Source organism: Streptomyces sp. ICC4 (genome assembly GCF_003287915.1).
GTDB classification, from domain to species: Bacteria; Actinomycetota; Actinomycetes; order Streptomycetales; family Streptomycetaceae; genus Streptomyces; species Streptomyces tritrimontium.
Genome location: NZ_CP030286.1, coordinates 1,478,617 through 1,504,018, shown reverse-complemented (window position 1 = coordinate 1,504,018; position 25,402 = coordinate 1,478,617). Strand labels below are relative to the sequence as shown.

22 protein-coding genes are annotated in these 25,402 nt (G+C 71.4%); 10 read left to right on the top strand and 12 right to left on the bottom strand.

Annotated features, from left to right (window positions below):
• The first annotated feature begins 174 nt into the window (after window positions 1–174).
• Both gabT and DRB89_RS06760 read left to right on the top strand, forming a co-directional pair.
• Window positions 175–1,509, top strand: a complete 1,335-nt coding sequence (gabT, locus tag DRB89_RS06765) for a 4-aminobutyrate--2-oxoglutarate transaminase (protein ID WP_112449352.1) — start codon at window positions 175–177, stop codon at window positions 1,507–1,509.
• Between the two features lie 165 nt (window positions 1,510–1,674).
• A complete protein-coding gene (locus DRB89_RS06760) occupies window positions 1,675–2,460 on the top strand; it encodes a phosphatase PAP2 family protein (RefSeq protein ID WP_112449353.1) in 786 nt (261 codons plus the stop codon).
• Here DRB89_RS06760 and DRB89_RS42735 read toward each other — a convergent pair.
• A complete protein-coding gene (locus tag DRB89_RS42735; RefSeq protein WP_162688486.1) occupies window positions 2,420–2,593 on the bottom strand; it encodes a hypothetical protein in 174 nt (57 codons plus the stop codon). The two genes, DRB89_RS06760 and DRB89_RS42735, sit on opposite strands and share 41 nt — an antisense overlap.
• Before the next feature lie 152 nt (window positions 2,594–2,745).
• Between DRB89_RS42735 and DRB89_RS44285 the strand changes: the two genes are divergently transcribed.
• Window positions 2,746–4,884 carry an SUKH-4 family immunity protein gene (locus DRB89_RS44285; protein ID WP_239516038.1) on the top strand — a complete coding sequence of 713 codons (2,139 nt, stop codon included), beginning with the start codon at window positions 2,746–2,748 and terminating at the stop codon, window positions 4,882–4,884.
• 111 nt (window positions 4,885–4,995) lie between these two features.
• On the opposite strand, the gene DRB89_RS06750 is transcribed toward DRB89_RS44285, so the two are convergent.
• The 8 genes from DRB89_RS06750 to DRB89_RS06715 form a co-directional block, all read right to left on the bottom strand.
• Entirely contained in the window at window positions 4,996–6,840 is a 1,845-nt protein-coding gene (locus tag DRB89_RS06750; RefSeq protein ID WP_112463231.1) for a glycoside hydrolase family 18 protein, read from the bottom strand.
• A 100-nt stretch (window positions 6,841–6,940) separates the two neighbouring features.
• Window positions 6,941–7,405 (bottom strand): hypothetical protein, encoded by a 465-nt coding sequence (locus tag DRB89_RS06745; protein WP_112449768.1) that lies wholly within the window; start codon window positions 7,403–7,405, stop codon window positions 6,941–6,943.
• Window positions 7,406–7,605: 200 nt separating this feature from the next.
• Window positions 7,606–9,024, bottom strand: a complete 1,419-nt coding sequence (locus DRB89_RS06740) for an FAD-dependent oxidoreductase (RefSeq protein WP_112449769.1) — start codon at window positions 9,022–9,024, stop codon at window positions 7,606–7,608.
• 32 nt (window positions 9,025–9,056) lie between these two features.
• Complete coding sequence (locus tag DRB89_RS06735) at window positions 9,057–9,863, bottom strand: ABC transporter permease (RefSeq protein ID WP_112449770.1); 807 nt, start codon at window positions 9,861–9,863, stop codon at window positions 9,057–9,059.
• Window positions 9,863–10,795 (bottom strand): ABC transporter permease, encoded by a 933-nt coding sequence (locus DRB89_RS06730; protein ID WP_112449771.1) that lies wholly within the window; start codon window positions 10,793–10,795, stop codon window positions 9,863–9,865. Before DRB89_RS06730 ends, DRB89_RS06735 begins: the two co-directional genes overlap by 1 nt.
• Window positions 10,792–11,943 (bottom strand): ABC transporter ATP-binding protein, encoded by a 1,152-nt coding sequence (locus tag DRB89_RS06725; protein ID WP_112449772.1) that lies wholly within the window; start codon window positions 11,941–11,943, stop codon window positions 10,792–10,794. The genes DRB89_RS06730 and DRB89_RS06725 overlap by 4 nt, the downstream gene beginning before the upstream one ends.
• Before the next feature lie 85 nt (window positions 11,944–12,028).
• The gene (locus DRB89_RS06720) at window positions 12,029–13,279 is read right to left on the bottom strand and encodes a spermidine/putrescine ABC transporter substrate-binding protein (RefSeq protein ID WP_112449773.1); all 1,251 of its coding nucleotides are present in this window, start codon (window positions 13,277–13,279) and stop codon (window positions 12,029–12,031) included.
• 52 nt (window positions 13,280–13,331) lie between these two features.
• A complete protein-coding gene (locus tag DRB89_RS06715) occupies window positions 13,332–14,858 on the bottom strand; it encodes a gamma-aminobutyraldehyde dehydrogenase (protein ID WP_112449774.1) in 1,527 nt (508 codons plus the stop codon).
• 194 nt (window positions 14,859–15,052) lie between these two features.
• Here DRB89_RS06715 and DRB89_RS06710 point away from each other — a divergent pair, with 194 nt between their 5' ends.
• Entirely contained in the window at window positions 15,053–15,601 is a 549-nt protein-coding gene (locus tag DRB89_RS06710) for an NADAR family protein (RefSeq protein ID WP_112449775.1), read from the top strand.
• A gap of 467 nt (window positions 15,602–16,068) precedes the next feature.
• Complete coding sequence (locus DRB89_RS06705) at window positions 16,069–17,691, top strand: TROVE domain-containing protein (RefSeq protein ID WP_112449776.1); 1,623 nt, start codon at window positions 16,069–16,071, stop codon at window positions 17,689–17,691.
• 135 nt (window positions 17,692–17,826) lie between these two features.
• Here DRB89_RS06705 and DRB89_RS06700 read toward each other — a convergent pair whose 3' ends face one another.
• A complete protein-coding gene (locus tag DRB89_RS06700) occupies window positions 17,827–18,510 on the bottom strand; it encodes a DUF4190 domain-containing protein (protein WP_112449777.1) in 684 nt (227 codons plus the stop codon).
• 108 nt (window positions 18,511–18,618) lie between these two features.
• On the opposite strand from DRB89_RS06700, the gene DRB89_RS06695 reads away from it, so the two are divergent.
• From DRB89_RS06695 to DRB89_RS06675, 5 genes are all read left to right on the top strand, one after another.
• Window positions 18,619–19,644: an adenosine deaminase gene (locus DRB89_RS06695; RefSeq protein ID WP_112449778.1), complete on the top strand. Its 1,026-nt coding sequence runs from the start codon at window positions 18,619–18,621 to the stop codon at window positions 19,642–19,644.
• 21 nt (window positions 19,645–19,665) lie between these two features.
• Complete coding sequence (locus tag DRB89_RS06690) at window positions 19,666–20,355, top strand: glycerophosphodiester phosphodiesterase (protein WP_204357781.1); 690 nt, start codon at window positions 19,666–19,668, stop codon at window positions 20,353–20,355.
• 95 nt (window positions 20,356–20,450) lie between these two features.
• Window positions 20,451–21,548 (top strand): histidine kinase, encoded by a 1,098-nt coding sequence (locus DRB89_RS06685; RefSeq protein WP_112453593.1) that lies wholly within the window; start codon window positions 20,451–20,453, stop codon window positions 21,546–21,548.
• Entirely contained in the window at window positions 21,545–22,255 is a 711-nt protein-coding gene (locus DRB89_RS06680; protein WP_112449780.1) for a response regulator transcription factor, read from the top strand. The genes DRB89_RS06685 and DRB89_RS06680 overlap by 4 nt, the downstream gene beginning before the upstream one ends.
• A 144-nt stretch (window positions 22,256–22,399) precedes the next feature.
• Entirely contained in the window at window positions 22,400–23,614 is a 1,215-nt protein-coding gene (locus DRB89_RS06675) for a serine hydrolase domain-containing protein (protein WP_112449781.1), read from the top strand.
• Here DRB89_RS06675 and DRB89_RS06670 read toward each other — a convergent pair.
• Both DRB89_RS06670 and DRB89_RS06665 read right to left on the bottom strand, forming a co-directional pair.
• The gene (locus DRB89_RS06670) at window positions 23,607–24,110 is read right to left on the bottom strand and encodes a hypothetical protein (protein WP_112449782.1); all 504 of its coding nucleotides are present in this window, start codon (window positions 24,108–24,110) and stop codon (window positions 23,607–23,609) included. The genes DRB89_RS06675 and DRB89_RS06670 overlap by 8 nt on opposite strands.
• Window positions 24,111–24,214: 104 nt before the next feature.
• Window positions 24,215–25,393, bottom strand: a complete 1,179-nt coding sequence (locus tag DRB89_RS06665) for a spermidine/putrescine ABC transporter substrate-binding protein (protein WP_112449783.1) — start codon at window positions 25,391–25,393, stop codon at window positions 24,215–24,217.
• Window positions 25,394–25,402: the final 9 nt, after the last annotated feature.

Genomic DNA, 25,402 nt, shown 5'->3' with positions numbered 1-25,402 from the left:
CGACCCGCACCCGGTCATGATCCACAAGACACGCCCCGATTCCCTCCTATGGCCGTCGCGGACAAGGACACGCGGGCACCACTCCCGAACGGAGCATGCAGGACCCCGCCTCGCGGGCCTAGCCTGCGGACAAAGACACAAGTGCGTCCGAAAACACCCCCCAGGAGCCCCCCTATGACCGCTGTCCCGCAGGAGCGCCGCATCGTCACCGCGATCCCCGGCCCCAAGTCGCAGGAGCTGCAGGCCCGCCGCCTTTCGACGGTGGCCGGCGGCGTGGGCTCCGTGCTCCCCGTCTTCACGGCCCGCGCGGGCGGCGGCATCATCGAGGACGTCGACGGCAACCGCATGATCGACTTCGGCTCCGGCATCGCCGTGACCTCGGTCGGCGCCTCCGCCGAGGCCGTCGTGCGCCGCGCCACCGCGCAGCTCGCCGACTTCACCCACACCTGTTTCATGGTCACCCCCTACGAGGGCTACGTGGAGGTCTGCGAGGCCCTCGCCGAGCTCACCCCGGGTGACCACGCCAAGAAGTCGGCGCTGTTCAACTCCGGCGCCGAGGCCGTCGAGAACGCCGTCAAGATCGCCCGTTCGTACACCAAGCGCCAGGCCGTCGTCGTCTTCGACCACGGCTACCACGGCCGTACGAACCTCACGATGGCGCTGACCTCGAAGAACATGCCGTACAAGCAGGGCTTCGGCCCGTTCGCCCCCGAGGTCTACCGCGTCCCGGTCGCCTACGGCTACCGCTGGCCGACCGGCGCCGAGAACTGCGGCCCCGAGGCCGCCGCCCAGGCGATCGACCAGATCTCCAAGCAGATCGGCGCCGACAACGTCGCCGCGATCATCATCGAGCCGGTCCTCGGCGAGGGCGGCTTCATCGAGCCGGCCAAGGGCTTCCTCCCGGCGATCGTGAAGTTCGCCAACGACAACGGCATCGTCTTCGTCGCCGACGAGATCCAGTCCGGCTTCTGCCGCACCGGCCAGTGGTTCGCGTGCGAGGACGAGGGCATCGTCCCCGACCTGATCACGACCGCCAAGGGCATCGCGGGCGGTCTGCCGCTCGCCGCCGTGACCGGCCGCGCCGAGATGATGGACTCCGTGCACGGCGGCGGCCTGGGCGGTACGTACGGCGGCAACCCGGTGGCCTGCGCCGGTGCGCTCGGCTCCATCGAGACCATGAAGGAGCTCGACCTCAACGCCGCGGCGAAGAAGATCGAGTCCGTCATGAAGGCCCGTCTGACGGCCATGCAGGAGAAGTACGAGATCATCGGCGACATCCGCGGCCGCGGCGCCATGATCGCGATCGAGCTGGTGAAGGACCCCTCCTCCAAGACCCCGAACCCGGAGGCGGCCGGCGCGCTCGCCAAGGCCTGCCACGCCGAGGGCGTGCTCGTCCTCACCTGCGGCACCTACGGCAACGTGCTCCGCTTCCTTCCGCCGCTCGTCATCGGCGATGACCTGCTGAATGAGGGTCTGGACGTCATCGAGGCCGCGTTCGCGGCGCTCTGATCGAACGTCTGACACAAGCGGTAGAACGCGGGAGCACAATGCTCGATCACTTCTCGATCACTACCGCGGGTAACGGTCGGGCGCTGTGAAGAACGTGTGGGGGGCCGATGGCGGGAGCGTTTTCCGGCTGTCGGTCCCCCTTTCGCTGCCGTACGGTTTCTGCAGATGAGTGAGACACCCCGCTCCGGGGAAACCGGGAGCGACACCAGTACCGGGCTTCCCCAGCGCCGCACTGGGCATGCGTTCGCGCACACTCCTCACCGATCGGACGGCCGCTCGCCCCAAACCCCCCGGGGCGCCCGGCAACCCGATCCGGGCGGCCGTCCCGGAACCACCCCCCCTGTTCCGGGACGGCCGGCCATTCTCCTCGCCGCGCTCTGCGCCGCGCTCTTCGCCCTGATCACCTGGCAGGTCCTGGTGTCGGGCCCCCTGTTGACCCCGGACGCCCACCTCAGCCGCGCCCTCGTGCGCACCGTCCCGGACGCGGTCACCCAGCGCCTCTCCGACTTCGGCAACGTCCCGGTGGCCGTGCCCGTCCTGCTGCTCACGGTGCTCTACGCCGCCCGGCGCGGCGACCGCCGGGGCGCGGCGGCCGCGGCGGCGGCCATGGCCCTGGTGCCGGTCCTGGTCGTCCCGCTGAAGGAGTGGACCGGCCGGCCCGGCCCGCTGGAGCCCTGGGCCGCCGGCTACTACCCCTCGGGCCACACGGCCACGGCGTACGTGGCGTACACGGCCGCGGCCCTGCTCGTCGCCCCGCACCTGCGCCGGCGCCGCCGCTGGCCCCTGGCGCTCGCGGCCGCCCTCACCCTCCTGACGACGACGGGCCTGATCCTGCGCGGCTATCACTGGCCCCTGGACGTCCTGGCCAGCCTCCTGATGTGCACGCCGCTCCTGCTCGCGGTGCGCGCCGTCATCCACCGCCGTTCCCGGCCGACCCCACCAGGGCGATGAGCACCAGCAGGACGGCGGCGAGCATCGCGACGTCCCGGGGCTGCCAGCCCTGCTGGAGCGCGAGGACGAGGATCGCCGTCACCGCGTAGGGCCAGGAACGGCGCTTCTTCTCCTGCGGGTCGGGTGTGGTCACTGGGGGCTCCCGGAGTCGGTTCGGCTGGAGGCTCCACGGTCGGCAGCGCCGCGGTTGTCCGCTGTGCCGGTTCGGCAAAGCCGCAGCTCGTCCGCCGGAATCGGGGACAATGCCGTGGTGTCCGGCTGGACAACGACGAGGGCGGGTGGGAAATGGGGCGTCCACAGGGCGAGTTACGGGGGCGGACCGCGCAGGCCAACGCGCTGGCGCAGTGGCTCCGCACGGTGATCGGCCATGTTCCGGTACGCGAGTTGGAAGCCTCCCTGTACGTGGGCAAGAGCTCCTGGGCCGCCTACCGCAGCGGGAGCACCCTGATCACCGAGAAGCTGCTGGCCGAGGTCGTGGAGCGCTACATCCCCGACCCGGCGATGCGCGAGCGGCAGCGGGCCGAGGGCCTGCGCCTGCTGGCCGAGGCCGAGGAGGCGGGACAGCACCTCAAGGACACGGGCCGGCAGGCCGTGCTCGTGGTGCGCGAACGGCCCCGCGAGCCGCTCGCGGTGGCGCTGCTCAGGCTCGACGACGCGCGGCTGCTGCAGATGGAGGCGGTGCGCAAGCTCGCCGACTCCGAGAAGCAGTGCGCGCTGCTGGGCAGCACGGTGAAGGTCCTCCAGGACCGCTGCCTGGTGCTGGAGCAGGAGCGGGACCGCGCGCTGGAGGACCGGGCGCGGCTCCAGCGGGAGTTGGACCTGTCACTGGAGTACCGGCGGCAGGCCGGTGAGCAGTTGGAGCACGCCCGGCACGCCCGGTCGGCCGCGGAGCGGCTCGCGCTGACCGCCGACGAGCACGTGATGCGCGAGCGCATAGCCGTGGAGCGGCAGGCCGCCGATGCCACGCCGGCCGGGGATCCGGCGAACGCCCGGCGCGGCGCGGCCGGCGAGGACCTCGGGCTCGCTCCGCTCGACCAGATCGAGGCCGTTCTGCGCGCCTCCCGCGAGCAGTTGGAGGAGCAGGACGAGGAGCTCGACGACCTCCGCGGGCGCATGGGCGACGAGCGGGCGGAGAGCTCACAGGAGCCGCCCCCGATTGTCCGGGGATCGCTTCTGGACAACGAGATCACAGGTCAGCAGGGTGTTGTCCAGCCGGATCCGGTGGACGGGGCGGACGGGGCGGACCGGGCGGACACGGACGCGGGCTTCGACGTAGGCCCCGACTTCGACGTCGGCCCCGACTTCGACTTCGCACCGCCGGCCTGGTACACGCCGAAGGCGCGCACCCCTGCGCAGTCCGAAGCGGAAGCGGAAGCGGAACTCGAAGAGTTCACGATCGACTACACGCCGCCCGCCTGGTACACCGCGGGGACACTGCCGCAGCCGGTGGCGCCGGTCTCCGGCCCCGGCCACCGGGCGGTGCTGCGCTACCGCGCCGCCGACGGCTCCGTACAGCACCTCGTCCGCCACTCGGCGCCGGGAGTCGCGCACCCCGAGTGGCAGCTCTTCCACGCGCTGCGCGTCCTGAACGTGGCTCCGGAGCGGGTGCTGGGACTGCACACCGAGCTGGAGCCCTGCGACCTGCCCGGCGGCTACTGCGCCCGGATGGTCCGCGAGACCTGGCCGCAGGCCCACGTCTCGTACGACGTCCCGTACGGCGGGGACCTCCGGGGCCGCCAGGAGGGCATCCGGCGGCTACTGGCCTTCCCCGGCCGGGTCCGGACCGGTCCGGACCCACGCCGGGAGCCGCTTCCGGGACCCCCGGACGTGCCCTCGGGATCGGGGGCCGAATCCGCCGCGCAGAAGGTGTGGGAGGTCTTCGCCCCGGAGAACATCTTCCGCTTCGCCCTGGAGGACGCGTTGCGCGCGGGCGCGCCCGCGGTCGTCCGGGAGTACGTGGTGGCGGTGGGCCTGCCCCGGGACATGGGCCCGTTCTTCTGGTCCCAGCCCCAATCCGGGCGGCCCTGGCCCACCCTGGACGAGGTGGCGGCGCGCAGCGGCGTGCGCGCCCTCGACGGCCCGGCCGTCTCCCTCGTCGTGGGCCACGACTTCGGCAGGGCGCTGGGCGTCCAGTACGGAACCGCGCACATCGTGGCCGTACCGCTGGAAGCACAGGGGCAGGAGGGGCCTACGGAGCCGCAGCTCCCCCTGCAGTTCGTCAACTCGGGCCTGCCGGAGTTCGCGCACTGCATCGCGCTCCTCGGCAGGACGTGGCCGCTGCGCCAGGGCCTCACCCCGGAGCAGGCGGGGCGCTGGGCCGGCGATTTCCAGGCCGCGCTCGTGGAGCTGGATCCCCCGGCGCTGGCCTCGCCGGAGAACTGGTGGTCCCTGCTGCTGGAGCAGATGTGGGACGGGCTGCTGTGAGCGCGTGACCGGACCGGACCCGACCGAACCCGACCGGGCCGGACCGAACCCGACCGGCCCGGACCGGGGCCCGTGCGCCCCGACCGGTCCGGTCACGGCCCGCTCCGGCCGTCAGGAGCCGAAGTAGGCGTCGAAGTTCTTCGAGAACTCCCAGTTGCCGAAGCGGTCCCAGTTGATCGACCAGGTCATCAGGCCGCGCAGGGCGGGCCAGGTGCCGTGCGTCTGGTACGACCCGCAGCTCGTGCCCGCCTTCTTCGTCAGGCAGTCCAGCGCCTTGGTCACCTCCGCCGGGGAGGTGTGGCCGTTGCCCGCGTTGGTCGTCGCCGGGAGGCCGATGGCGATCTGGTCGGCGCGCAGCGGCGGGAAGACGCGGGCGGTGTTGCCGGCGACCGGGAAGCCGGTGAGCAGCATGTCGGTCATGGCGATGTGGAAGTCGGCGCCGCCCATGGAGTGGTACTGGTTGTCGAGGCCCATGATCGAGCCCGAGTTGTAGTCCTGGACGTGGAGCAGGGTCAGGTCGTCGCGCAGGGCGTGGATGACCGGGAGGTACGCGCCGGCGCGCGGGTCCTGGCCGCCCCAGGGGCCGGAACCGTAGTACTGGTAGCCCAGCTGGACGAAGAAGGTCTCGGGGGCCATGGTCAGGATGAAGTCCGGGCCGTACTTGGCCTTGAGGGTCTTCACCGCGGATATGAGGTTGACGATCACCGGGGTGGTGGGGTCGCGGAAGTCGGTGTCGCCGGTGGCCAGGGAGAGGGAGTGGCCCTCGAAGTCGATGTCGAGGCCGTTGAGCCCGTACTCGTCGATGATCTTGCTGACGGAGGAGACGAAGGTGTCGCGGGCGGCCGTCGTGCCCAGCTGGACCTGGCCGTTCTGGCCGCCGATCGAGATCAGCACCTTCTTGCCGGCGGCCTGCTTGGCCTTGACGGCCGCCTTGAACTCGGCGGCCGATTCGACGTTCGGGCACTCGCTCGCCGGGCACAGCCGGAAGCGGATGTCGCCGGAGGTCACCGAGGTCGGCTCGCCGAAGGCCAGGTTGATGACGTCCCACGAGGCGGGCACGTCGGCCATCCGGACGTAGCCGGAGCCGTTGGCGAAGCTGGCGTGCAGGTAGCCGACCAGCGCGTGGGCGGGCAGGCCGGGGTTGCCCGGGTTGCCCCCTCCGTTCGGCGTGGTGAGCGCCGTGGCGGCGCTCTTCGGGGATTCGCCGGCCGCGTTCACCGCGCTGACCTGGAAGGAGTAGGTCGTGGAGGCGGTGAGGCCGGTGACCGTCGCCGAAGTGCCGGTGACCGTGGCCGGGTTCGCCCCGTCGCGGTAGACCTTGTACGAGGTGGCACCGGCCGCGGCCGACCAGGAGAGGTCGGCCGAGGTCGAGGAGGGCGCGGACGCCGTCAGGCCGGTGGGGGCGGCCGGGATCTGGGGCTGGCCGGGTCCCGAGCCGCCGGGGTCGGGGCCGACGAGGCTGACGTCGTCCGTGAACTGCGGCGGCTGGCCGTACCAGCCCTGCGTGTACACGGTGACCGAGGTGGTGGCCGCGCCGGTGCGGAAGCTCGTGCTCAGCTGCTTCCAGGTGCCCGGGGTCTGCGTCCAGGTCTGCACGTCCGTGGTCCCGGTGCCGGTCGCGCCGAGGTAGACGTACGCGCCCTGCACCCAGGCGGTCAGGGTGTAGGCGGAGTCGGGTTTGACGGTGACGGTCTGGGAGCAGCGGGCGTTGTCCTGTCCGGCCGGGGTGCCCTTGAGGGCGGAACTCCCGCCGTGGACGGGGGTGCTGACGGCGGCTCCGCTGCCGGCCGTGCAGCTCCAGCCGTCGAGGCCGGCCTCGAAGCCGCCGTTGCGGACGAGGTCGGCGTCGGCCGCCGCGGCCTGCGGGCCGACGGCGAGGAGGCCGGCCGCCCCGAGGGCGGCGGCGGTAAGGAGGGAGAGGACCGAGCGTCTGGCGGTGCTTCGGGTGGGGCGCACAACTGCCTCCGGTACATGGGGGGATGGAGCCAGGCCGCGAAGGGGGGTGCGGCGGGGGAAGGCGCAGCGGCGCCCAAGATGGTCCAGACCAATCCTCTTGTCAAGACTTCCCGCCTCCCTGTCCCACGACGCGCGCCGCCGCCTCGTGCATGGCCAGCTCCAGGACCACCGGATCGGTGAGCGTGCCCAGCCCGTCCGGGACCACCAGCCAGCGCACCCCGCCGGTCGCCCGGCCGGGGTACGGGACCACGATCCAGGTGCCGCGTCCGGCTCCCCGTACGCCCGTCCCGATCCAGCGGGACGCCGTGCCCGCGGGCACGAAAAAGCCCAGCCGGGTGTCGCCGAAATCGGCGAGCACCGGGCCGGGCCGCTCCAGCAGCGAGGCCAGCACCTCCAGGGTGGCGTGCCCGAGCTCCCCGGGCAGGATCAGCACGTCCCACCGCCGGCCGGCGGGCAGCAGGGCGACCCCGAGGGGGTTGCGCTCCCACTCCCACCGGCAGGCCTCAGGGTCGGGTGCCACCGAGACCAGCCATTCCACTGCCGTCTTGTCCCCCGGGATCGCCATCGCCCGGCCTCCGCTCTCTCAATGTGTGTGGTGAGCAGTTCTCACCTGGGAGAGAGCGGGGCCGGGCGCGACTATGACGCGGGTTTCGTTACTCCGTGGTAGTGAATCGGGTCACAGCGCCGCGGCCGGGGTGCGCCCGGGGCGTGCGGACGTCTCTAACCCGATCAGCACACTGCCCCGGGGGGCGAGACGGGGCGGTGTCAGCTGTCGAAGCCGAGGCCGAGGCGGTCCAGGGTCTTCAGCCACAGGTTGCGGTGCCCGCCGAGGCGGTCAGCCCTGGCCAGCGACCACTTGGTCAGCGTGATCCCGGTCCAGGCGAAGGGCTCCGGCGGGAACGGCATCGGCTTGGTGCGCACCATCTCCAGCTCCGTGCGCTCGGTCGGCTCCCCGGAGAGGAGGTCCAGCATCACGTCGGCGCCGAAGCGGGTGGCTCCGACGCCCAGCCCGGTGAAGCCGGCCGCGTAGGCCACCTTCCCCGCGTGCGCGGTGCCGAAGAAGGCCGAGAAGCGGGAGCAGGTGTCGATGGCCCCGCCCCAGGCGTGGCTGAATTTCAGCCCTTCCAGCTGCGGGAAGCAGGTGAAGAAGTGCTCGGCGAGCTTGAGGTACGTCTCGGGCCGGTGGTCGTGCTCGGCGTCGAGCTTGCCGCCGTAGGGGTAGATGGCGTCGTAGCCGCCCCACAGGATCCGCCGGTCGGGGGTGATCCGGAAGTAGTGGAACTGGTTGGCGCTGTCGCCGATCCCCTGCCGGCTCTTCCAGCCGATCGAGGCGAGCTGCCCCTCGGTGAGCTGCTCGGTCATCAGCGCGTAGTCGTAGACCGGGACGGTCAGCGGGCGCACCCGCTTGACCAGCGACGGGAAGATGTTGGTGCCCAGCGCCACCCGGCGGGCGAAGATCCGCCCGTAGGGGGTCCGCACGGCCATCCCGGACCCCGAGCCGGCCAGGTCCAGCCCGCGCGTGTTCTCGTAGATCCGCACGCCCAGTTCCAGGCAGGCCCGCTTCAGGCCCCAGGCGAGCTTCGCCGGGTTGAGCATGGCGACGCCGTCGCGGTCCCAGATCCCGCCGAGGAAGGTCGGGGAGTCGACCTCCGCGCGCAGTGCGTCTTGATCCAGCCATTCGGAGCGGCCCGCGAAGCCCAGGCGCTCGGCCTCCGCGTGGAACTCGCGGAGCTCTTCGACCTGGTGCGGCTCGGTGGCCACGTCGATCTCACCGCTGCGCTCGAAGTCGCAGTCGATGCCGTAGCGGGCGACGGCGGCCTCGATCGCGTCGAGGTTGCGGGCGCCGAGCTCCTCCAGTTTCGCCAGCTCGTCCGGCCAGCGGGCCATCCCGTTGGCCAGGCCGTGGGTGAGGGAGGCGGCGCAGAAGCCGCCGTTGCGGCCCGAGGCGGCCCAGCCCGCCTCGTGCCCCTCGATCAGGACGACGTCCCGTGCGGGGTCGCGCTCCTTGGCGAGCAGCGCGGTCCACAGGCCGCTGTAGCCGCCGCCGATGACGAGCAGGTCGCAGTGCTCGTCGCCGGTGAGGGCGGGTTCGGCGGCGGGCTTGCCGGGGTCGTCCAGCCAGTACGAGACCGGCTTCGCTTCGGAAAGGGATCGTGCAGCGGTGCGCATGGCGTCTGGGGCCATGTCTTCCAACTCCCTACGGGTACGGCGAGGTGTTACTTGGGCTGTGCTTTCTTGCGGCGGTTGCCGACCATCTGGCCGGCCAGCACCACCAGGACGGCGATGACGAACATCGCCGTGCCGATGACGTTGATCTGGACGGGCGTACCGCGCTGGGCCGATCCCCACACGAACATGGGGAAGGTGACGGTGTTGCCCGAGTTGAAGTTGGTGATGATGAAGTCGTCGAAGGAGAGCGCGAAGGAGAGCAGCGCGCCTGCCGCGATGCCGGGGGCCGCGATCGGCAGGGTGACGCGCAGGAAGGTCTGCACGGGACCTGCGTAGAGGTCGCGGGCGGCTTCCTCCAGCCGGGGGTCCATGGAGAGCACGCGGGCCTTGACGGCGGCGACGACGAAGCTGAGGCAGAACATGACGTGGGCGATCAGGATCGTCCAGAAGCCCAGCTGGATGCCCATGTTGAGGAAGAGGGCGAGCAGCGAGGCGGCCATCACGATCTCGGGCATGGCCATCGGCATGAAGATCAGCGAGTTGACGGCCCCGCGCCCGCGGAAGCGGTAGCGGACCATCGCGAAGGCGATGGCGGTGCCCAGCACGGTCGCGCCGATGGTGGCCCAGACCGCGATCTGGAGCGAGAGGGACAGGGAGGCGCACATGTCGGCGACTCCGCAGGGGTCCTTCCACGCATCGAGGGAGAACTCCTGCCAGGCGTAGTTGAACCGCCCGGTGGGGTTGTTGAAGGAGAAGACCGTGACGACGACGTTCGGCAGGATCATGTAGGCGAGCGTGCCGAGCCCCGCGATCACGACGAGATTGCGGCGCAGCCAGGTGGTGGCGCTCTTCATCAGACCAGGTCCTCCGTCCCCGCTCGGCGGATGTAGATGGTGACCATGATCAGCACGATGGCCATGAGGATGAAGGACAGCGCGGCCGCCGTCGGGTAATCGAGGATGCGCAGGTACTGCGACTGGATGACGTTTCCGATCATCCGGGTGTCCGTAGATCCGAGCAGTTCGGCGTTGACGTAGTCGCCGCTCGCCGGGATGAAGGTGAGCAGGGTCCCGGAGACCACGCCCGGCATGGAGAGCGGGAACGTGACCTTGCGGAAGACCGTGGCGGGGCGGGCGTACAGGTCCCCGGCCGCCTCGTGGAGGCGGGTGTCGATGCGCTCCAGCGAGGTGTAGAGCGGCAGGATCATGAAGGGGAGGAAGTTGTACGTCAGACCGCAGACGACCGCGAGCGGCGTGGCGAGGACGCGGTCGCCCTGCGTCATGCCGAGCCAACTGGTGACGTCCAGGAAGCCGACGTTGTTCAGGACGGCGACGACCGGGCCGCCGTCGGCCAGGATCGTCTTCCAGGCGAGGGTGCGGATCAGGAAGCTGGTGAAGAACGGGGCGATGACCAGCACCAGCAGGAGGCCCCGCCAGCGGCCGGCCTTGAAGGCGATCAGGTAGGCCAGCGGGTACCCGAGCAGCAGGCACAGCGCCGTCGCGGTGCCGGCGTAGAGCAGGGAGCGCAGGAACTGCGGGTAGTAGTCGGTGAAGGCGTCCCAGTAGGTCTGGAAGTGCCAGGTGACCTTGAAGCCCTCTTCGAGGGAGCCGGTCTGCACCGAGGTCGAGGCCTGGTAGATCATCGGCAGCACGAAGAAGACGAGCAGCCACAGGATGCCCGGGAGCAGCAGCCAGTACGGGATCAGCCGCTTCTTCAGGGACGGCTTGTGGACCGGGGGCTCGCCCGGGGCGGGCGCCTGGGGCGGCGCGGCGGCGGCGGTGGTCACGCGCCCTCCTCGACCGTCTCGATGCCCGCGTCGATGTCCTGGGCCGCGTCCAGGCCGAAGGTGTGGTCCGGGTTCCAGTGCAGGATCACGTCGGCACCCGGGAGCAGGCGGGCGTCGCGCTCGATGTTCTGGACGTACACCTCGAGCTCGGGGCAGACCCGGCTGTCGATGACGAACTGGGTGGAGACGCCGATGAAGGAGGAGTCGGCGATCTTGCCCGCGACCTTGTTGCGGCCGGCCGCGATGGTGCCCTCCTCGTCCGCGTGGACCAGGGAGATCTTCTCCGGGCGCACCCCGACCAGCAGTTTTCCGCCGGCGCGGGGTGTGGTCGAACAGCGCGCCGCGGGGACGCGCAGCTTCGTGCCGGCAGAGCTGACCACGACGTCGGACGCGCCGGCTTCCAGGACCTCGGCCTCGATGAGGTTGGAGGTGCCGAGGAAGTTCGCCACGAAGGTCGTCTTCGGGTTCTCGTACAGCTCGGCGGGGGCGCCCAGCTGCTCGACGCGGCCGCCGTTCATCACGGCGACCGTGTCGGCCATGGTCATGGCCTCCTCCTGGTCGTGCGTGACGTGCACGAAGGTGATGCCGACCTCGGTCTGGATCCGCTTGAGCTCCAGCTGCATCTGGCGGCGCAGCTTGAGGTCGAGGGCGCCGAGCGGCTCGTCGAGGAGGAGGACCTGCGGGTGGTTGATCAGCGCCCGGGCGACGGCGACGCGCTGCTGCTGGCCGCCCGAGAGCTGGTGCGGCTTGCGCCGGGCGAACTGGCCGAGCTGGACCAGTTCCAGCATGTCGTCGACCTGCTTCTTGACGGACTTGATGCCGCGGCGGCGCAGTCCGAAGGCGATGTTCTCGGAGACGTCCAGGTGCGGGAAGAGGGCGTAGCTCTGGAAGACCGTGTTCACCGGGCGCTTGTACGGCGGCAGGTGCGTGACCTCGCGGTCGCCGAGGCTGACGGTGCCGGTGGAGGGCTCCTCCAGACCGGCGATCATGCGCAGGGTGGTGGTCTTCCCGCAGCCCGAGGCGCCGAGCAGGGCGAAGAAGGAGCCCTGGGGGATGGTGAGATCCAGCGGCTGCACGGCGGTGAAGGATCCGTAGTGCTTGCTGATCCCGGCGAGGCGGACGTCGCCGCCCGCGGTCTTGTCAGTCATGGGCCTGGGCCTTCGGTGGTGTGTCGTGGAAGGGGCAGGTGCCGGTACGGGCGCTGTTGCTGGTGGGGGGCAGCGGCGCGACCCGTCAGGCTCCGATGAGCTTGGCGAACTTCTCCTCGTACGCCGTCTCTTCCTCGCTGGTGAGGGAGCGGAAGGCGTGCGACTTGGCGGACATCGCCTTGTCGGGGACGATCAGGACGTTGTCCGCGAGTGCCGGGTCGATCTTGGCCAGCTCGTCCTTGACGCCCTCGACCGGGCAGACGTAGCTGATGAACGCGGCCAGCTGGGCGGCCACCGCCGGCTCGTAGTAGTAGTCGATGAGCTTCTCCGCGTTGGCCTTGTGCCGGGCCTTCACGGGGACCAGCAGGTTGTCGCTGGAGGTGATGTAGCCGGGGGCCGGGATCGCGTACTGGATGTCCGGGTTGCCGGCCTGCAGCTGGATGACGTCGCCGGCCCAGGCCAGGCAGGCTGCGAGGTCGCCCTTGTCGAGGTCCGAGGTGTAGTCGTTGCCGGTGAAGCGGCGGATCTGCTTCTTGTCCACGCCCTTTTGGAGCCGGCCGATCGCCTCGTCGTAGTCGGCGTCGGTGAAGTTCGCCGGGTCCTTGCCCAGGTCGAGGAGGGTCATCCCGACGCTGTCGCGCATCTCGGTGAGGAAGCCGACGCGGCCCTTGAGGGAGGGGTCGTCGAGCAGCTGGGTGACGGAGTCGACCTTCTTCCCGCCGGTCGCCTTGGTGTTGTAGGCGATGACGGTGTCGATGCCGGTCCACGGGTAGCTGTGCGCGCGGCCCGGGTCCCAGTCGGGGTTGCGGAACTGCGGGATCAGGTTGGCGTAGGCGTGCGGGAGGTGGGAAGGGTCCAGCTTCTGCGCCCAGCCGAGGCGGATGATGCGCGAGGCGAGCCAGTCGGTGACGACGATCAGGTCGCGGCCGGTGTCCTGGCCCGCCGCGAGCTGCGGGCGGATCTTGCCGAAGAACTCGACGTTGTCGTTGATGTCCTCGGTGTACTTGACCTTGATTCCGGTCCGCTTGGTGAACTCCTCCAGCGTGGGACGGGTCTTCTCGTCCTCGCTGGTGTCCATGTACTCGGTCCAGTTGGAGAAGTTGATCTCCTTCTCCTGGTCCGAGTGGTCGTCGGAGGCCACGGCGGGGCCGTCCGCGCGCTTGGCGGGCGGGATGCCGCAGCCGGCGAGCGCGGACAGGCCGCCGAGCGTGAGAGCGCCGACTCCGGAGGCGCGCAGCAGCGAACGGCGGGTGAGGGCCCCGCGCCCGCTGTCGATGCTGCGTCGCATCGCCGCGAGTTGCGCCGCCGAGAGGCGGTCGGGCTCGAACTGCTCCATGGGAGGTGCCCTTTCGGGATGGGTGCGGGCCGCTGGTCGGGCGGCTACTTGGCTATCGGTCCCCGAAGATCGTGCGGTGCCAGTCCTTCGCGGCGACCGCGGTGTTGTCGTACATCACGTGCTTGACCTGCGTGTACTCCTCGAAGGAGTAGGTGCTCATGTCCTTTCCGAAGCCACTGGCCTTGTAGCCCCCGTGGGGCATCTCGCTGATGATCGGAATGTGGTCGTTGATCCAGACGCAGCCCGCCTTGATCTCGCGGGTGGCGCGGTTCGCCCGGTAGACGTCGCGGCTCCAGGCGGAGGCGGCGAGGCCGTACGGGGTGTCGTTGGCCAGTGCGATGCCCTCGTCGTCGGTGTCGAAGGGCAGTACGACGAGGACCGGCCCGAAGATCTCGGACTGGACCACCTCGCTGTCCTGCGCGGCGCCGGAGATCAAGGTGGGCCGGTAGTACGCCCCGTCGGCCAGGTCGCCCCCGGGGATCTCGCCGCCGGTGACGACGGTGGCGTAGGAGCGGGCGCGCTCGACGAAGCCGGCGACCCGGTCGCGCTGGGCGTGCGACACCAGCGGGCCGAGGTCGGTGGACGGGTCGAAGGGGTCGCCGACGCGGACGGTGTCCATCAGCTCGGCGACCCGGGCGACGAAGGCGTCGTGCAGCGGGCGCTGGACGTAGGCGCGGGTGGCGGCCGTGCAGTCCTGGCCGGTGTTGATGAGGGAGGCGGCGACGGCGCCGTTGGCGGCGGCCTCCAGGTCGGCGTCGTCGAAGACCAGGAAGGGCGCCTTGCCGCCGAGCTCCAGGTGGAGCCGCTTGACGGTGGCGGTGGCGATCTCGGCGACCCGCTTGCCGATGGCGGTGGAACCGGTGAAGGAGGTCATGACCACGTCCGGGTGGCCGACCAGGTGCTCCCCCGCGTCCCGGCCGGCGCCGGTGACGATGTTGACCACGCCGTCGGGCAGGCCCGCCTCCTTGGCCGCCTGCGCGAACATCAGGGAGGTCAGCGGGGTGAGCTCGGCCGGCTTGAGGACGATGGTGTTGCCCGCGGCGATCGCCGGAAGGATCTTCCAGGCGGCCATCTGCAGCGGATAGTTCCACGGCGCGATGGAGCCCACGACCCCGATCGCCTCGCGGCGCACGTAGGAGGTGTGGTCCCCGGAGTACTCGCCCGCGGCCTGCCCCTGGAGGTGGCGTGCGGCGCCCGCGAAGAACGCGGTGTTGTCGATGGTCCCCGGCACGTCGAACTCCGTGGACAGCTTGACCGGCTTGCCGCACTGCAGGGACTCGGCGTACGCGAACTCCTCGGCCCGTTCGGCCAGTACGCCGGCCAGCCGGTGCAGCGCGTCGGAACGCTCGCCCGGGGTGGCGCCGGACCATCCGGGGAAGGCCCGCTTGGCGGCGGCGACGGCCGCGTCGACGTCCGCGGTGGAGGCCAGCTCGTAGGTGAGCACCTCCTCGCCCGTCGCCGGGTCGACCACTGTGTGTGACCGTCCGGAGGTTCCGGGCCGCAGCTGCCCGTCGATGTACTGCGCGCCCTCGGCGAAGCGGTCCTTGACCTGGACCTTGACCTGGAAGCGGTTGCCCATCACGCTCTCACGCTCTCCGTAGCTACAGTTCGAGCTAAAGCTCGAATTGAGTGCCGATCCTGGCAGAGGTGCACCCCTCGGCCAAGTGATTCCGTTGTTGCCTTTTGATTACGCGACGGAATCGGTCGACCATGTGTCGAGGCGCGCCCAAAAACCCGTACGAAGTGTCCGTGGCTCCTGCGAGACTCGCGTGCATGGAGATGATCGAGGAACTGATCGGGCAGGTCAGCCGGGGTGAGCGGGTGAAGTACCTGCCGTTCTGGGGACACCGTCCGCGGCCCGACGGGACGCTCGGCCCGAGCTGCCTCAGCCAGTGGTGGCCGTCCGTGTTCACCGTGGGTGACGTGCGGTACGCCACCGCCGAACACTGGATGATGGCCGGAAAGGCCCGCCTGTTCGAAGATCCGGAGGCGGAGCGCGCGGCGCTGGAAGCCAGGAGTCCTGCGGCCGCGAAGAAGGCCGGGCGGCTGGTGCGCGGCTTCGACGACGCGGTGTGGGAGCGGGAGCGGTTCGCGCTGGTCGTGGAGGGCAGCGTGCACAAGTTCGGCTCCGACCCGGCGCTGAAGTCCTATCTGCTCTCCACCGGCAAGCGGGTGCTCGTCGAGGCCAGTCCGATGGACCGGATCTGGGGCATCGGGCTCGCGGCCGACGACGAGCGGGCCCTGGACCCGGCGCGCTGGCGGGGGCTGAACCTGCTCGGCTTCGCCCTGATGGAGGCACGGGAGCAACTGCGCGCCGGGTAGGGGCGGCGGTGCGTTAATTCGATCGCGGCCGCCGGGGAGGGCGGCTAGCGTGATCCTCGTCCAGGTGCGAAGGCGAGACCTACTTCGACTCATAATCGGGCGGCCGCGGGTTCGAGTCCCGTCACCGGCTTCGGGCCGGTGTAGCTCAGCTGGTAGAGCACCTTGTGGTTTCGCCGAATCCGACCTCTGGACACCTACGTCACGCACCTCCCGGTGCGCATGGCTGCGGCTACTTCTTGCAGAAATCACGCCGCCGCCGCTTCTGATCTCGGGAGGCACGCGTGTGGAACGCCCGGTGCGCAGGCAGCGGCTACTTCCGGATCAACGGGTTGCGGGTTCGAGTCCCGCCCGGCTCCGGCCGGTAGCTCAATCGGATAGAGCAGTCGACACAGTCCGCCGCCGACTTCGATCTCGGGCGTTCCACACGTCACGCCTCCCCCCGTTCCACTGAATTCGGGGGGATTCACATGGCTCGTTTCAACCTGCGCCCGTCCAAGGCGGCCCCGGCCGCCGCTGTGGCGCCGCCCACCTCGCCCGTCACCTCGACCGGCGCCCGGGCCCGCAACCACCACGGCAGCCGCGGCTTCGTCCGCGACCCGCGTTCCGAGCTGTTCCTGCTCGCCGTCGCCAACTTCGTGACGCAGCGGACCACTTACGAGGACGGCGGGGACCGCGACGACCGCTTCGCCGCGCTCGTGCGCGAGCTCGCCGTGGAGGACCCCGCGTGGACGGCCGGCCTGCTCGGCTGGCTGCGCCGCGACGGCGGCATGCGTACGGCCTCGCTCGTCGGCGCCGCCGAGTACGTCAAGGCGCGGCTCGACGCCGCGGCGACCGGGGGTCCGTCGAACCGGCAGGTCGTGGACTCCGTGCTGCTGCGCGCGGACGAGCCCGGCGAGCTGCTCGCCTACTGGACCGCGACGTACGGGCGGGCCGTGCCCAAGCCCGTCAAGCGCGGGATCGCCGACGCGGTGCGCCGCCTCTACGGCGAGACCTCCCTCCTGAAGTACGACACCGCGTCCGCCCGGCGGGGGTACCGGTTCGGTGACGTCCTCAACCTCGTGCACGCCTCGCCCGACCCGGCCAAGCCCTGGCAGGGCGAGCTGTTCCGCCACGCCCTCGACCGCCGGCACCACCCGCAGGACGCCGAGGTCCCGGCGGGCAGCCGCACGCTGCTCGCGCACCGGGCCCTGATGGAGCTGCCCGTGGCCGAGCGCCGGGCCGTGGTCACCGCCGCGGACGGCGCCGAGCGGCTCGCCGCGGCGGGCATGACGTGGGAGACCCTCGCGGGCTGGCTGCAGGGGCCGATGGACGCGGCCGCCTGGGAGGCGGTCATCCCGTCCATGGGCGCGATGGCGCTGCTGCGCAACCTGCGCAACTTCGACCAGGCCGGAGTCTCGGACGAGGTCGCCGCGCGGGTCGCGGCGAAGGTCTCCGACCCGGAGACCGTCGCCCGGGCCCGGCAGTTCCCCTTCCGCTACCTGGCCGCCTATCAGCACGCGCCCTCGCTGCGCTGGGCGTACCCGCTGGAGCGGGCGCTCGGGCACTCGCTGGGCAACGTGCCGGCGCTGCCCGGCCGGACGCTGATCCTCGTGGACCGCTCGGGGTCGATGTGGTCACCGCTGTCGGACCGCTCGCAGCTGAACCGGGCGGACGCGGCGGCCGTCTTCGGCACGGCGCTGGCGCTGCGCGCCGAGCACGCGGACCTGGTGCAGTTCGGCACCGCCAGCAAGGCGGTCGCCTACGGCCCGGGCGAGTCGGTGCTCAAGGTGCTCGAGCGGTTCGGGGACCTCGGCGGCACCAACACGGCGGAGGCCGTGCGCGCGCACTACGAGGGGCACGACCGGGTGCTGATCGTCACCGACGAGCAGGCCACGTACTCCTCCGGCGGGGACCCGACCGCGCTCGTGCCGGACACCGTCCCGGTGTACACGTGGAACCTGGCCGGATACCGGGTCGGCCACGCGCCCTCCGGGTCCGCGAACCGGCACACCTTCGGCGGTCTCACCGACGCCGCCTTCCGCATGGTGTCCCTGATCGAGGACGGCCGGGACGCCGCGTGGCCGTGGGAGGCCGCGGACGCGCGGGCCTGACCGAGCCGACGCCCCGACGGGCCGGGCCGGGACACCACGTGTCCCGGCCCGGCCCGCTCTTCGTGGCCCGCTCTTCGTGGCCCGCTCTTCGTGGCCCGCTCTTCGTGGCCCGCTCTTCGCGCCCCCGCGCGCGGCTCAGTCCTGGTAGAGGACCTGTGTGTTCCTCGGTCCCGAGTACCCGCCCTCCGAGTCGGAGTCCGGGTCGCCGAATATGACGCCCACGACGATGAGCACGATCATCAGGCAGCTGATCGCGATGCCGACCGCGCCGGTGATGATGCCGGCCAGCGCCATGCCGCCGTTGTCCGCCTCGCCGCGCTTGGCCTTGCCCCGGCCGAGCACGCCGAAGATGACGGCGGGTACGCCGAACAGCAGGCCCAGGTAGCAGGTGACCACGGCGATGATCCCGAGCACGAGCGCCGTGACGCCGAAGCCGTTGCTCCGCTGCGGGTAGGCCGGGAATCCGCCCTGCCCCGGGTATCCGGGGTAGCCCTGGTACCCGCCGTACGGAGCCTGCGGGGCAGCCGGCTGGCCCGGGTAGCCGTACGGGGTCTGCGGCGCGGCCGGCGGGGCCGGGTAGCCGTACCCGGCCGGATCCGGCTGCGCCGGATACCCGTAGGCGGGCGTCGGCCCCGGCTGGGACGCGGGCACGGGCGCCTGCCCGGCCGGCGGCGCACCCGGCGGCATGCCGGCGCCGGGCATGCCCGCGACGGTCTGCTGGTCGTGGACCCCCGGCACGCCCTGCTGCTTCCCCAGGTCGACGGCGGGCCTCTCGGGCGGCGCCCAGGGGTCTCGCGGCTCAGGGCTCTGATCGGTCATACGGCGCCCCCCTCTCGTACAGCCATGCTAAGCGCTGCCTGCGACAGTCCGGGGCCTGCCTACGATGAAGGCGATCCGTCCGCACCGCGTCCCTCCGGAGGCACCCTCATGCCCGACCTGCACCCCTTCATCGCGGGGCTGCCCAAGGCCGAACTGCACGTCCACCACGTCGGCTCGGCTTCCCCGCGCATCGTGGCCGAACTCGCCTCCCGGCACCCCGACTCCAAGGTGCCCACCGATCCCGAGGCCCTCGCCGACTACTTCACCTTCACCGACTTCGCGCACTTCATCGAGGTCTACCTGTCGGTCGTCGACCTCGTCCGCACCCCCGCCGACGTACGCGACCTCACCTTCGAGGTCGCCCGCGACATGGCCCGGCAGAACATCCGCTACGCCGAGCTCACCATCACCCCGTACTCCTCCACCCGCCGCGGCATCGAGGAGAAGGCCTTCATGGAGGCCATCGAGGACGCCCGCAAGGCCGCCGAGAGCGAGCTCGGCGTCATCCTGCGCTGGTGCTTCGACATCCCCGGCGAAGCCGGTCTGGAGGCCGCCGCCGAGACCACCCGCCTCGCCGTCGACCTGCGCCCCGAAGGGCTCGTCTCCTTCGGCCTGGGCGGACCCGAGATCGGCGTGCCGCGCCCGCAGTTCAAGCCGTACTTCGACGCCGCCCGCGCCGCCGGCCTGCACAGCGTGCCGCACGCCGGTGAGACCACCGGCCCGGAGACCGTCTGGGACGCCATCCGCGAGTTGGGCGCCGAGCGCATCGGCCACGGCACCAGCTCCGTCCGTGATCCGGAGCTGCTCGCCTACCTCGCCGAGCACCGCATCGCGCTGGAGGTCTGCCCGACCTCCAACATCGCCACCCGCGCGGTCACCGACCTCGACCTCCACCCGGTCAAGGAGATGGTCGCGGCCGGCGTGCTCGTCACCATCAACAGCGACGACCCGCCGATGTTCGGCTCCGACCTGAACAACGAGTACGCGGTGGCCGCCCGGCTGCTGGACCTGGACGAGCGGGGCCTGGCCCAGCTCGCGAAGAACGCCGTCGAGGCCTCCTTCCTGGACCCGGCCGGCAAGGCGGAGCTCAGCGCCGAGATCGACACGTACACCTCCGCCTGGCTGGCCTCCTGACGCCTGCGCAGAATGGGGTGCATGCGCACCCTGACTGCCGTAGGCCACCGCGGGGATCCCTACCGCGTCCGCGAGAACACCCTCGCCTCGATCCGCTCCGCCTTCGACCGCGGGGCGGACGCGGTCGAGATCGACGTGCGACTGACCCGCGACGGGGTCCCCGTGCTGCTCCACGACGAGAAGCTCCAGCGGCTGTGGGGCCACGACGTGCGGCTCGACGCCGTCACGGCCCCGCAGCTGCGGGAGTTGGCGGGCGGCGGGGTTCCGACCCTGCGCGAGGCCCTGATGGCGGCCGGCCCGGGCCGGGTCATGGTCGATCTGCCCGGCGCGACGGCCGAGACCGTGCGCACCGTCGTCGGACAGGTCCGCGAGTGCGGGGCGCGCGACCGCACGTACTACTGCGCGGGGCCGGACACCATGCTGGCCGTGCGCGCCGCCGACCCCGGCGCCGAGATCGCGCTGACCTGGACCACGCTGGCGCCGCCGCGCCGGGTGCTGATCGACGCGGTGGCCCCGAGCTGGCTCAACTACCGTTTCGGGCTGGTCGGCCGGGAGCTGGTGGACGCCGTGCACCGGGACGGCCTGCTGGTGTCGGCCTGGACCCCGGACACCAAGCGGTCGATGCGCGCGCTGGTCGCGGCCGGCGTCGACTCGATCACGACGAACCGGGTGGACGTGCTGACGGCGGTGCGGGCCGGGTTCGGCCGGTGACGCGCGCCTGGGGGGAACTCGGCGCGCGGATCCGGCGGACCGATCCGCGCCGGCAGGACCTGGGGCTGACGCTGCTGGTGCAACTGGCCGTCACCATGCCGTTCGTGGTCCCCCGGTCGGACGACGTGCCGCCCGCGGACTGGGCCTCGTACGCGATGACCTCGCTCGGCGTGCTTCCGCTGGTCTGGCGGCGGCGGGCTCCGGTGGCGGTGCTGGTCGCGATCCTGTTGGCGGGCGGCGCGTACAAGCTGGCGATCGACGGTCCGGGGCAGCCGCTTCCGTACGCGGGCCTGCTCGCCCTCTACACGATCGCCCTGCAGTGCACGGCCCGCGTCCGCCTCGCGGTGGGCGCGCTCACGGTCCTCACGGTCGCCGTGTCGGTGGGCTGGAACACCGGGACCGCGCGCGAACTGCTCTTCACGCTCTTCGTGTCGGGCGCCGCCTACGCGCTGGGCCGGCTCCAGCACACGCGTCAGGCCTACCTGAGCGCGGTGGAGGACCGGGCGGCACAGCTGGAGCGGGCCAACCGGATCGAGGCGGAGCAGGCCGCCGCCCGCGAACGGGCCCGGATCGCCCGGGAGATGCACGACATCCTCTCGCACGCGGTCAGCATCATGATCGTGCAGGCGGAGGCCGGTCCGGTGGCGGTTCGCCGGGCCCCGGAGCGGGCCGAGGCCGCCTTCGACGCCATCGCGGACGCGGGCCGGGAGGCGATGACGCAGCTGCGCGGCATGCTGGGCGTGCTGCGGGAGGACGGTCCGGCGCCGCGCGAGCCCCAGCCGGGGGTCGCCGGACTGCCCGCGCTGCTGGACCGGGTGCGGATGGGCGGCCCGGAGGTCTCGTACGAACAGACCGGCCGGGTGCGGGAGCTGGCCCCGGCGGTGGACACCACCGTGTACCGGATCGTGCAGGAGGCGCTGACCAACGTGGTCAAGCACGCGGAGGCCGGGCGGGTGGCGGTACGCCTCCACCACGCGCCCCGGGAACTGGCGATCACGGTGACGGACGACGGTCGGGGTCCCGCGCCGGGCGGCTCGGGCGGGCACGGCGCGCGGGGCGGCCACGGGCTGATCGGCGTACGGGAGCGGGCCGCGGCCCACGGGGGCACGGCGGAGTCCGGGCCCGGGCCCGGCGGGCGGGGCTTCTCGCTGCGGGTGGTGCTTGTAACCTCGCCGCTGGAGGTGTGGAATTGACGATCCGTGTGGTGGTGGCCGATGACCAGGAGCTGGTGCGCAGCGGCTTCGCGATGATCCTCGACGTCCAGGACGACATCGAGGTGGTGGCGGAGGTCGGGGACGGCGCGGCCGCCGTGGAGGCGGTCAGCTCGCTGCGGCCCGACGTGGTGCTGCTGGACGTGCGGATGCCGGTGCTCGACGGGATCGCGGCGTGCCGGACCATCACGGCGCAGAGTGCGTGCCGCACGGTGATGCTGACGACCTTCGACTCGGACGAGTACGTGTACGAGGCGCTGCACGCGGGGGCGAGCGGTTTCCTGCTGAAGGACGTGCGGCGGGACGACCTGGTGCACGCGGTACGGGTGGTGGCGGCGGGCGAGTCGCTGCTGGCGCCCTCGGTGGCGCGGCGGCTGATCGAGGAGTACACGGCGGCGACGGCCCGGTCGGCGGGGGCGGCCGCGGGGGCGGCGCTGTCCGCCGAGCGGCTGGCGGTGCTGACGGCCCGGGAGCGGGAGACGCTGCTGCACCTGGGGCGGGGGCTGTCGAACGCGGAGATCGCGGTGGCGCTGACGGTGAGCGAGCACACGGTGAAATCGCATGTGGGCAACGTGCTGTCGAAGCTGGGGCTGCGGGACCGGATCCAGGCGGTGATCTGCGCGTACGAGACGGGGCTGATCGCGGCCGGCGCGGTGTCCGGCTCTGGGGTATCTCCCTCTGGGGAGTGAGGTGGCGGGGGTCTCCTCCCCCGCGGTGGTGAGTTGTCGTACCGGTGAAAACCCCTCTCGGTGGTGATCCGCAACCACCGCTCTGACCTGGAGCATTGAGGTCATCGGGGCGGCACCGCCCCGCGGATCTCACAGGGGGAAACCATGAACGCGACCACGCGCACGCTGCTCGCCGCCGCTCTGGTCCTGGGCGTCGCGGCCGGACCGGCCGTCGCGCACGCCGCTCCGGCGCCGGCCTCGGCATCGGCCTCGGCGCCGGTCTCGGCCTCGCCCTCGGCGCTGTTCTCGACACCGCCCGATGCGGCGGCTCTGGAGCGGGCGATCGCCGGCCTCGGCGCCGACCACAAGTACGCCACGGCCGCGTCGGTCCGGGTGAGCGGTCCGAGCGGCAGCTGGCGGGGCAGCTCGGGCGTCTCGGACGTCCGCACGGGGGCGGCGGCGATCGCCGACGGCCGCTTCCGGGCCGGTTCGGTGACGAAGACCTTCACGGCGGCGGTGGTGCTTCAGCTGGCCGCGGAGCGCAGGGTCGATCTCGACAGGCCGGTCCAGGAGTACCTGCCGGGCACCTTCCCCGAGAACTTCGAGCCGATCTCGGTGCGGCAGCTGCTGAACTACACGAGCGGCATCCGCGCCGCCGACGGTCCCGGCGATTCCTTCTCCGCCCAGTGGGAGCACCGCTTCGACGTGACCGACCCGCACGCGCAGATCGCGAACGCCCTGGCGAAGGGGCCGGAGAGCGCTCCCGGCGCGTTCCAGCACTACCAGAACATCAATTACACGCTGCTGGGCGTCCTGATCGAGAAGGTGACGGGCTCGACGTACGAGAAGGCGGTCGAGAAGCGGATCCTGAAGCCGCTGGGCCTGCGCCAGACCTCCCTCCCGGGCCGGACGCAGACGCGGATCCCCGGCCGGCACAACCTCGGCTACCAGGCGGTGCCGCTGCCGGGCGGGGGTAGCGAACTGCGCGACGTCAGCGTGTGGAACGTGTCCGACCGATGGGCCGCGGGGGACCTCATCTCCTCGACGGCGGACCTGGAGCGGTTCACGCGGGCGCTGTTCGCCGGGCGGATCGTGCCCCGGCCCCAGCTGGAGGAGATGTTCACCGTCCCCGAGGGGGCCCTGGAGTTCGGGTCCGCCACGACGCCCGCCTCGCGGACGGCGGGGATGCAGCGGCTGGTCCTCCCGGACGGCACCGTGGTCTACGGCAAGACCGGTGCCCGCCCCGGCTACAGCACCGGGATCGGCGGCGCGGGGGACGGGTCGCGGATCGTGGTCTTCACGGTCAACTCCAAGGACGCCAAGAGCGAGGACCCGAGCCCGGTGACCGGGGCGATAGTCGCCGCGTCCATGGCTAGGTAGCCGGGGCGGGCACGGGCATCCTCTCGGGCACAGGCTCGGGCATGGCCTCCAGGCGCTTGATCATGCGGCGCAGGACCAGCAGGGGGACCACCCCGAAGACGCCGAACGACATGTCGATCAGCGACCAATAGAAGGGGATGCCCCGGATGGGCCCGCAGATCAGGGCCAGCGGGATGATGCCGGCGCAGGCGATCATGCCGGCGTCGACGATCCAGATGTTGCGGACGGGGTCGCGGTGGACCCCGTAGAAGAACACGGCGATCACCAGGTGGGCGAAGGCCAGCCAGTCGGTGCCGTAGAGGAGGAAGGGGTATGCGGAGTCCGCCTGGTCCAGTCCGTCGCCGACCCGGCGCAGCCACTCGTTGTCCAGCAGGGCATTGGCCCAGCGGAGTTCGCTGACCAGGGGGAAGGCCGTGAGTCCACTGAGTACGAGGCAGACGAGGAACAGGGTCAACCAGGCACGGATCCGCCGCTGAAGGGCGCTTCTCTCGCTCATGGAAGGAAGACTATCCAGTTTTCTGAACACGTTCAGCACTTTCCCTGAACATGTTCAGTTCCGTGGCCGGACCGTGATCACGACTCCGCGCGGCCCCGCGCGCCTCACAGGCCGACGATGGCGTTCCAGCGCTTGGCGAGGGGACCCCGCTCGGCCGAGGAGATGTCGCGGGACACCACCAGCCGCTTGCGCATCTCCTCGTCGGGGAAGATCAGCGGGTTCTCGGCCAGTTCGGCGGTCTCCCTGTCGTCGGAGGAGGCCAGGACTTCGCGGGCGGCCGGGACGGGGCAGACGTAGTTGACGGAAGCGGCCAGCTCCGCGGCCACGGCGGGGTCGTAGTAGAAGTCGACCAGGGCCTCCGCGTTGGCCTTGTGCCGGGCGAGGTTGGGGATGAGCAGGCTCTCCGCCCAGAGCTCGGCACCCTCCTCGGGGATCACGAACTCGATGTCGGGGTTGTCGGCCTGCAGCTGGATCACGTCTCCGGAGTAGGCCTGGCAGGCCAGGACGTCGCCCTTGCTGAGATCGGAGGTGTAGTCGTTGCCGGTGAAGCGGCGGATGTGCTTCTTCTTCACCATGCTCTCGACCTGGTCGCACATCCGGTGGAAGTCGGACTCGGTCCACCGGGTCACGTCGACGCCGTTGCCCTGCATCAGCAGCGAGAAGGACTCGTCGAGGCCGGAGAGGAGCGTGACCTTGCCCGCCAGGTCCGGGTGCCACAGGTCCTTGACCGACTTGATCTCCCGGCCGAGCGCCTTGCGGTTGTAGGCGATGCCGGTGATCCCCGACTGCCAGGGGACGGTGTGCAGCCGGCCCTCGTCGAAGGCCGGGGAGCGCAGCTGGGGGTCCAGGTACTTGGCCACGTTGCCCTGCGCCGAACGGTCCATCTTCTGGGTCCAGCCCAGGTGGACGAAGCGGGCGGCCATCCAGTCGCTGACCACGACCACGTCGTGGCCGGTCTCCTGGTGGTTCATCAGCGCCGGACTGACCTTGCCGAAGAACTCGTCGTTGTCGTTGATCTCCTCGGAGTACCGGACCTCGATGCCGGTCTTCTCCGAGAAGGCGTCCAGCGTCGGCCGCCGGGTCTCGTCCTCGTCGTCGGTGTCGATGTAGAGCGGCCAGTTCGAGAAGGAGACGCTCCGGTCCCGGTCGGAGCGGTCCCGGCCCTCCCGCCGGCCCTCGGGGACGTATGCGGCGGGGACACCACAGCCGGTGAGGGCGGCCAGCAGGCCCGCGGCACCGAGGCCGCGCAGCGCCGCGCGGCGGGAGAAGGCGAGTTCAGGCATGGGCAAAGC

Bases quoted from the DNA above. Each gene is read 5' to 3' on its own strand.
- gabT (WP_112449352.1), top strand. From the start codon at position 175: ATGACCGCTGTCCCGCAGGAGCGCCGCATCGTCACCGCGATCCCCGGC.
- DRB89_RS06760 (WP_112449353.1), top strand. From the start codon at position 1,675: ATGAGTGAGACACCCCGCTCCGGGGAAACCGGGAGCGACACCAGTACC.
- DRB89_RS44285 (WP_239516038.1), top strand. From the start codon at position 2,746: ATGGGGCGTCCACAGGGCGAGTTACGGGGGCGGACCGCGCAGGCCAAC.
- DRB89_RS06745 (WP_112449768.1), bottom strand. From the start codon at position 7,405: ATGGCGATCCCGGGGGACAAGACGGCAGTGGAATGGCTGGTCTCGGTG.
- DRB89_RS06740 (WP_112449769.1), bottom strand. From the start codon at position 9,024: ATGGCCCCAGACGCCATGCGCACCGCTGCACGATCCCTTTCCGAAGCG.
- DRB89_RS06735 (WP_112449770.1), bottom strand. From the start codon at position 9,863: ATGAAGAGCGCCACCACCTGGCTGCGCCGCAATCTCGTCGTGATCGCG.
- DRB89_RS06725 (WP_112449772.1), bottom strand. From the start codon at position 11,943: ATGACTGACAAGACCGCGGGCGGCGACGTCCGCCTCGCCGGGATCAGC.
- DRB89_RS06720 (WP_112449773.1), bottom strand. From the start codon at position 13,279: ATGGAGCAGTTCGAGCCCGACCGCCTCTCGGCGGCGCAACTCGCGGCG.
- DRB89_RS06715 (WP_112449774.1), bottom strand. From the start codon at position 14,858: ATGGGCAACCGCTTCCAGGTCAAGGTCCAGGTCAAGGACCGCTTCGCC.
- DRB89_RS06710 (WP_112449775.1), top strand. From the start codon at position 15,053: ATGGAGATGATCGAGGAACTGATCGGGCAGGTCAGCCGGGGTGAGCGG.
- DRB89_RS06705 (WP_112449776.1), top strand. From the start codon at position 16,069: ATGGCTCGTTTCAACCTGCGCCCGTCCAAGGCGGCCCCGGCCGCCGCT.
- DRB89_RS06700 (WP_112449777.1), bottom strand. From the start codon at position 18,510: ATGACCGATCAGAGCCCTGAGCCGCGAGACCCCTGGGCGCCGCCCGAG.
- DRB89_RS06695 (WP_112449778.1), top strand. From the start codon at position 18,619: ATGCCCGACCTGCACCCCTTCATCGCGGGGCTGCCCAAGGCCGAACTG.
- DRB89_RS06690 (WP_204357781.1), top strand. From the start codon at position 19,666: ATGCGCACCCTGACTGCCGTAGGCCACCGCGGGGATCCCTACCGCGTC.
- DRB89_RS06685 (WP_112453593.1), top strand. From the start codon at position 20,451: ATGCCGTTCGTGGTCCCCCGGTCGGACGACGTGCCGCCCGCGGACTGG.
- DRB89_RS06675 (WP_112449781.1), top strand. From the start codon at position 22,400: ATGAACGCGACCACGCGCACGCTGCTCGCCGCCGCTCTGGTCCTGGGC.
- DRB89_RS06670 (WP_112449782.1), bottom strand. From the start codon at position 24,110: ATGAGCGAGAGAAGCGCCCTTCAGCGGCGGATCCGTGCCTGGTTGACC.
- DRB89_RS06665 (WP_112449783.1), bottom strand. From the start codon at position 25,393: ATGCCTGAACTCGCCTTCTCCCGCCGCGCGGCGCTGCGCGGCCTCGGT.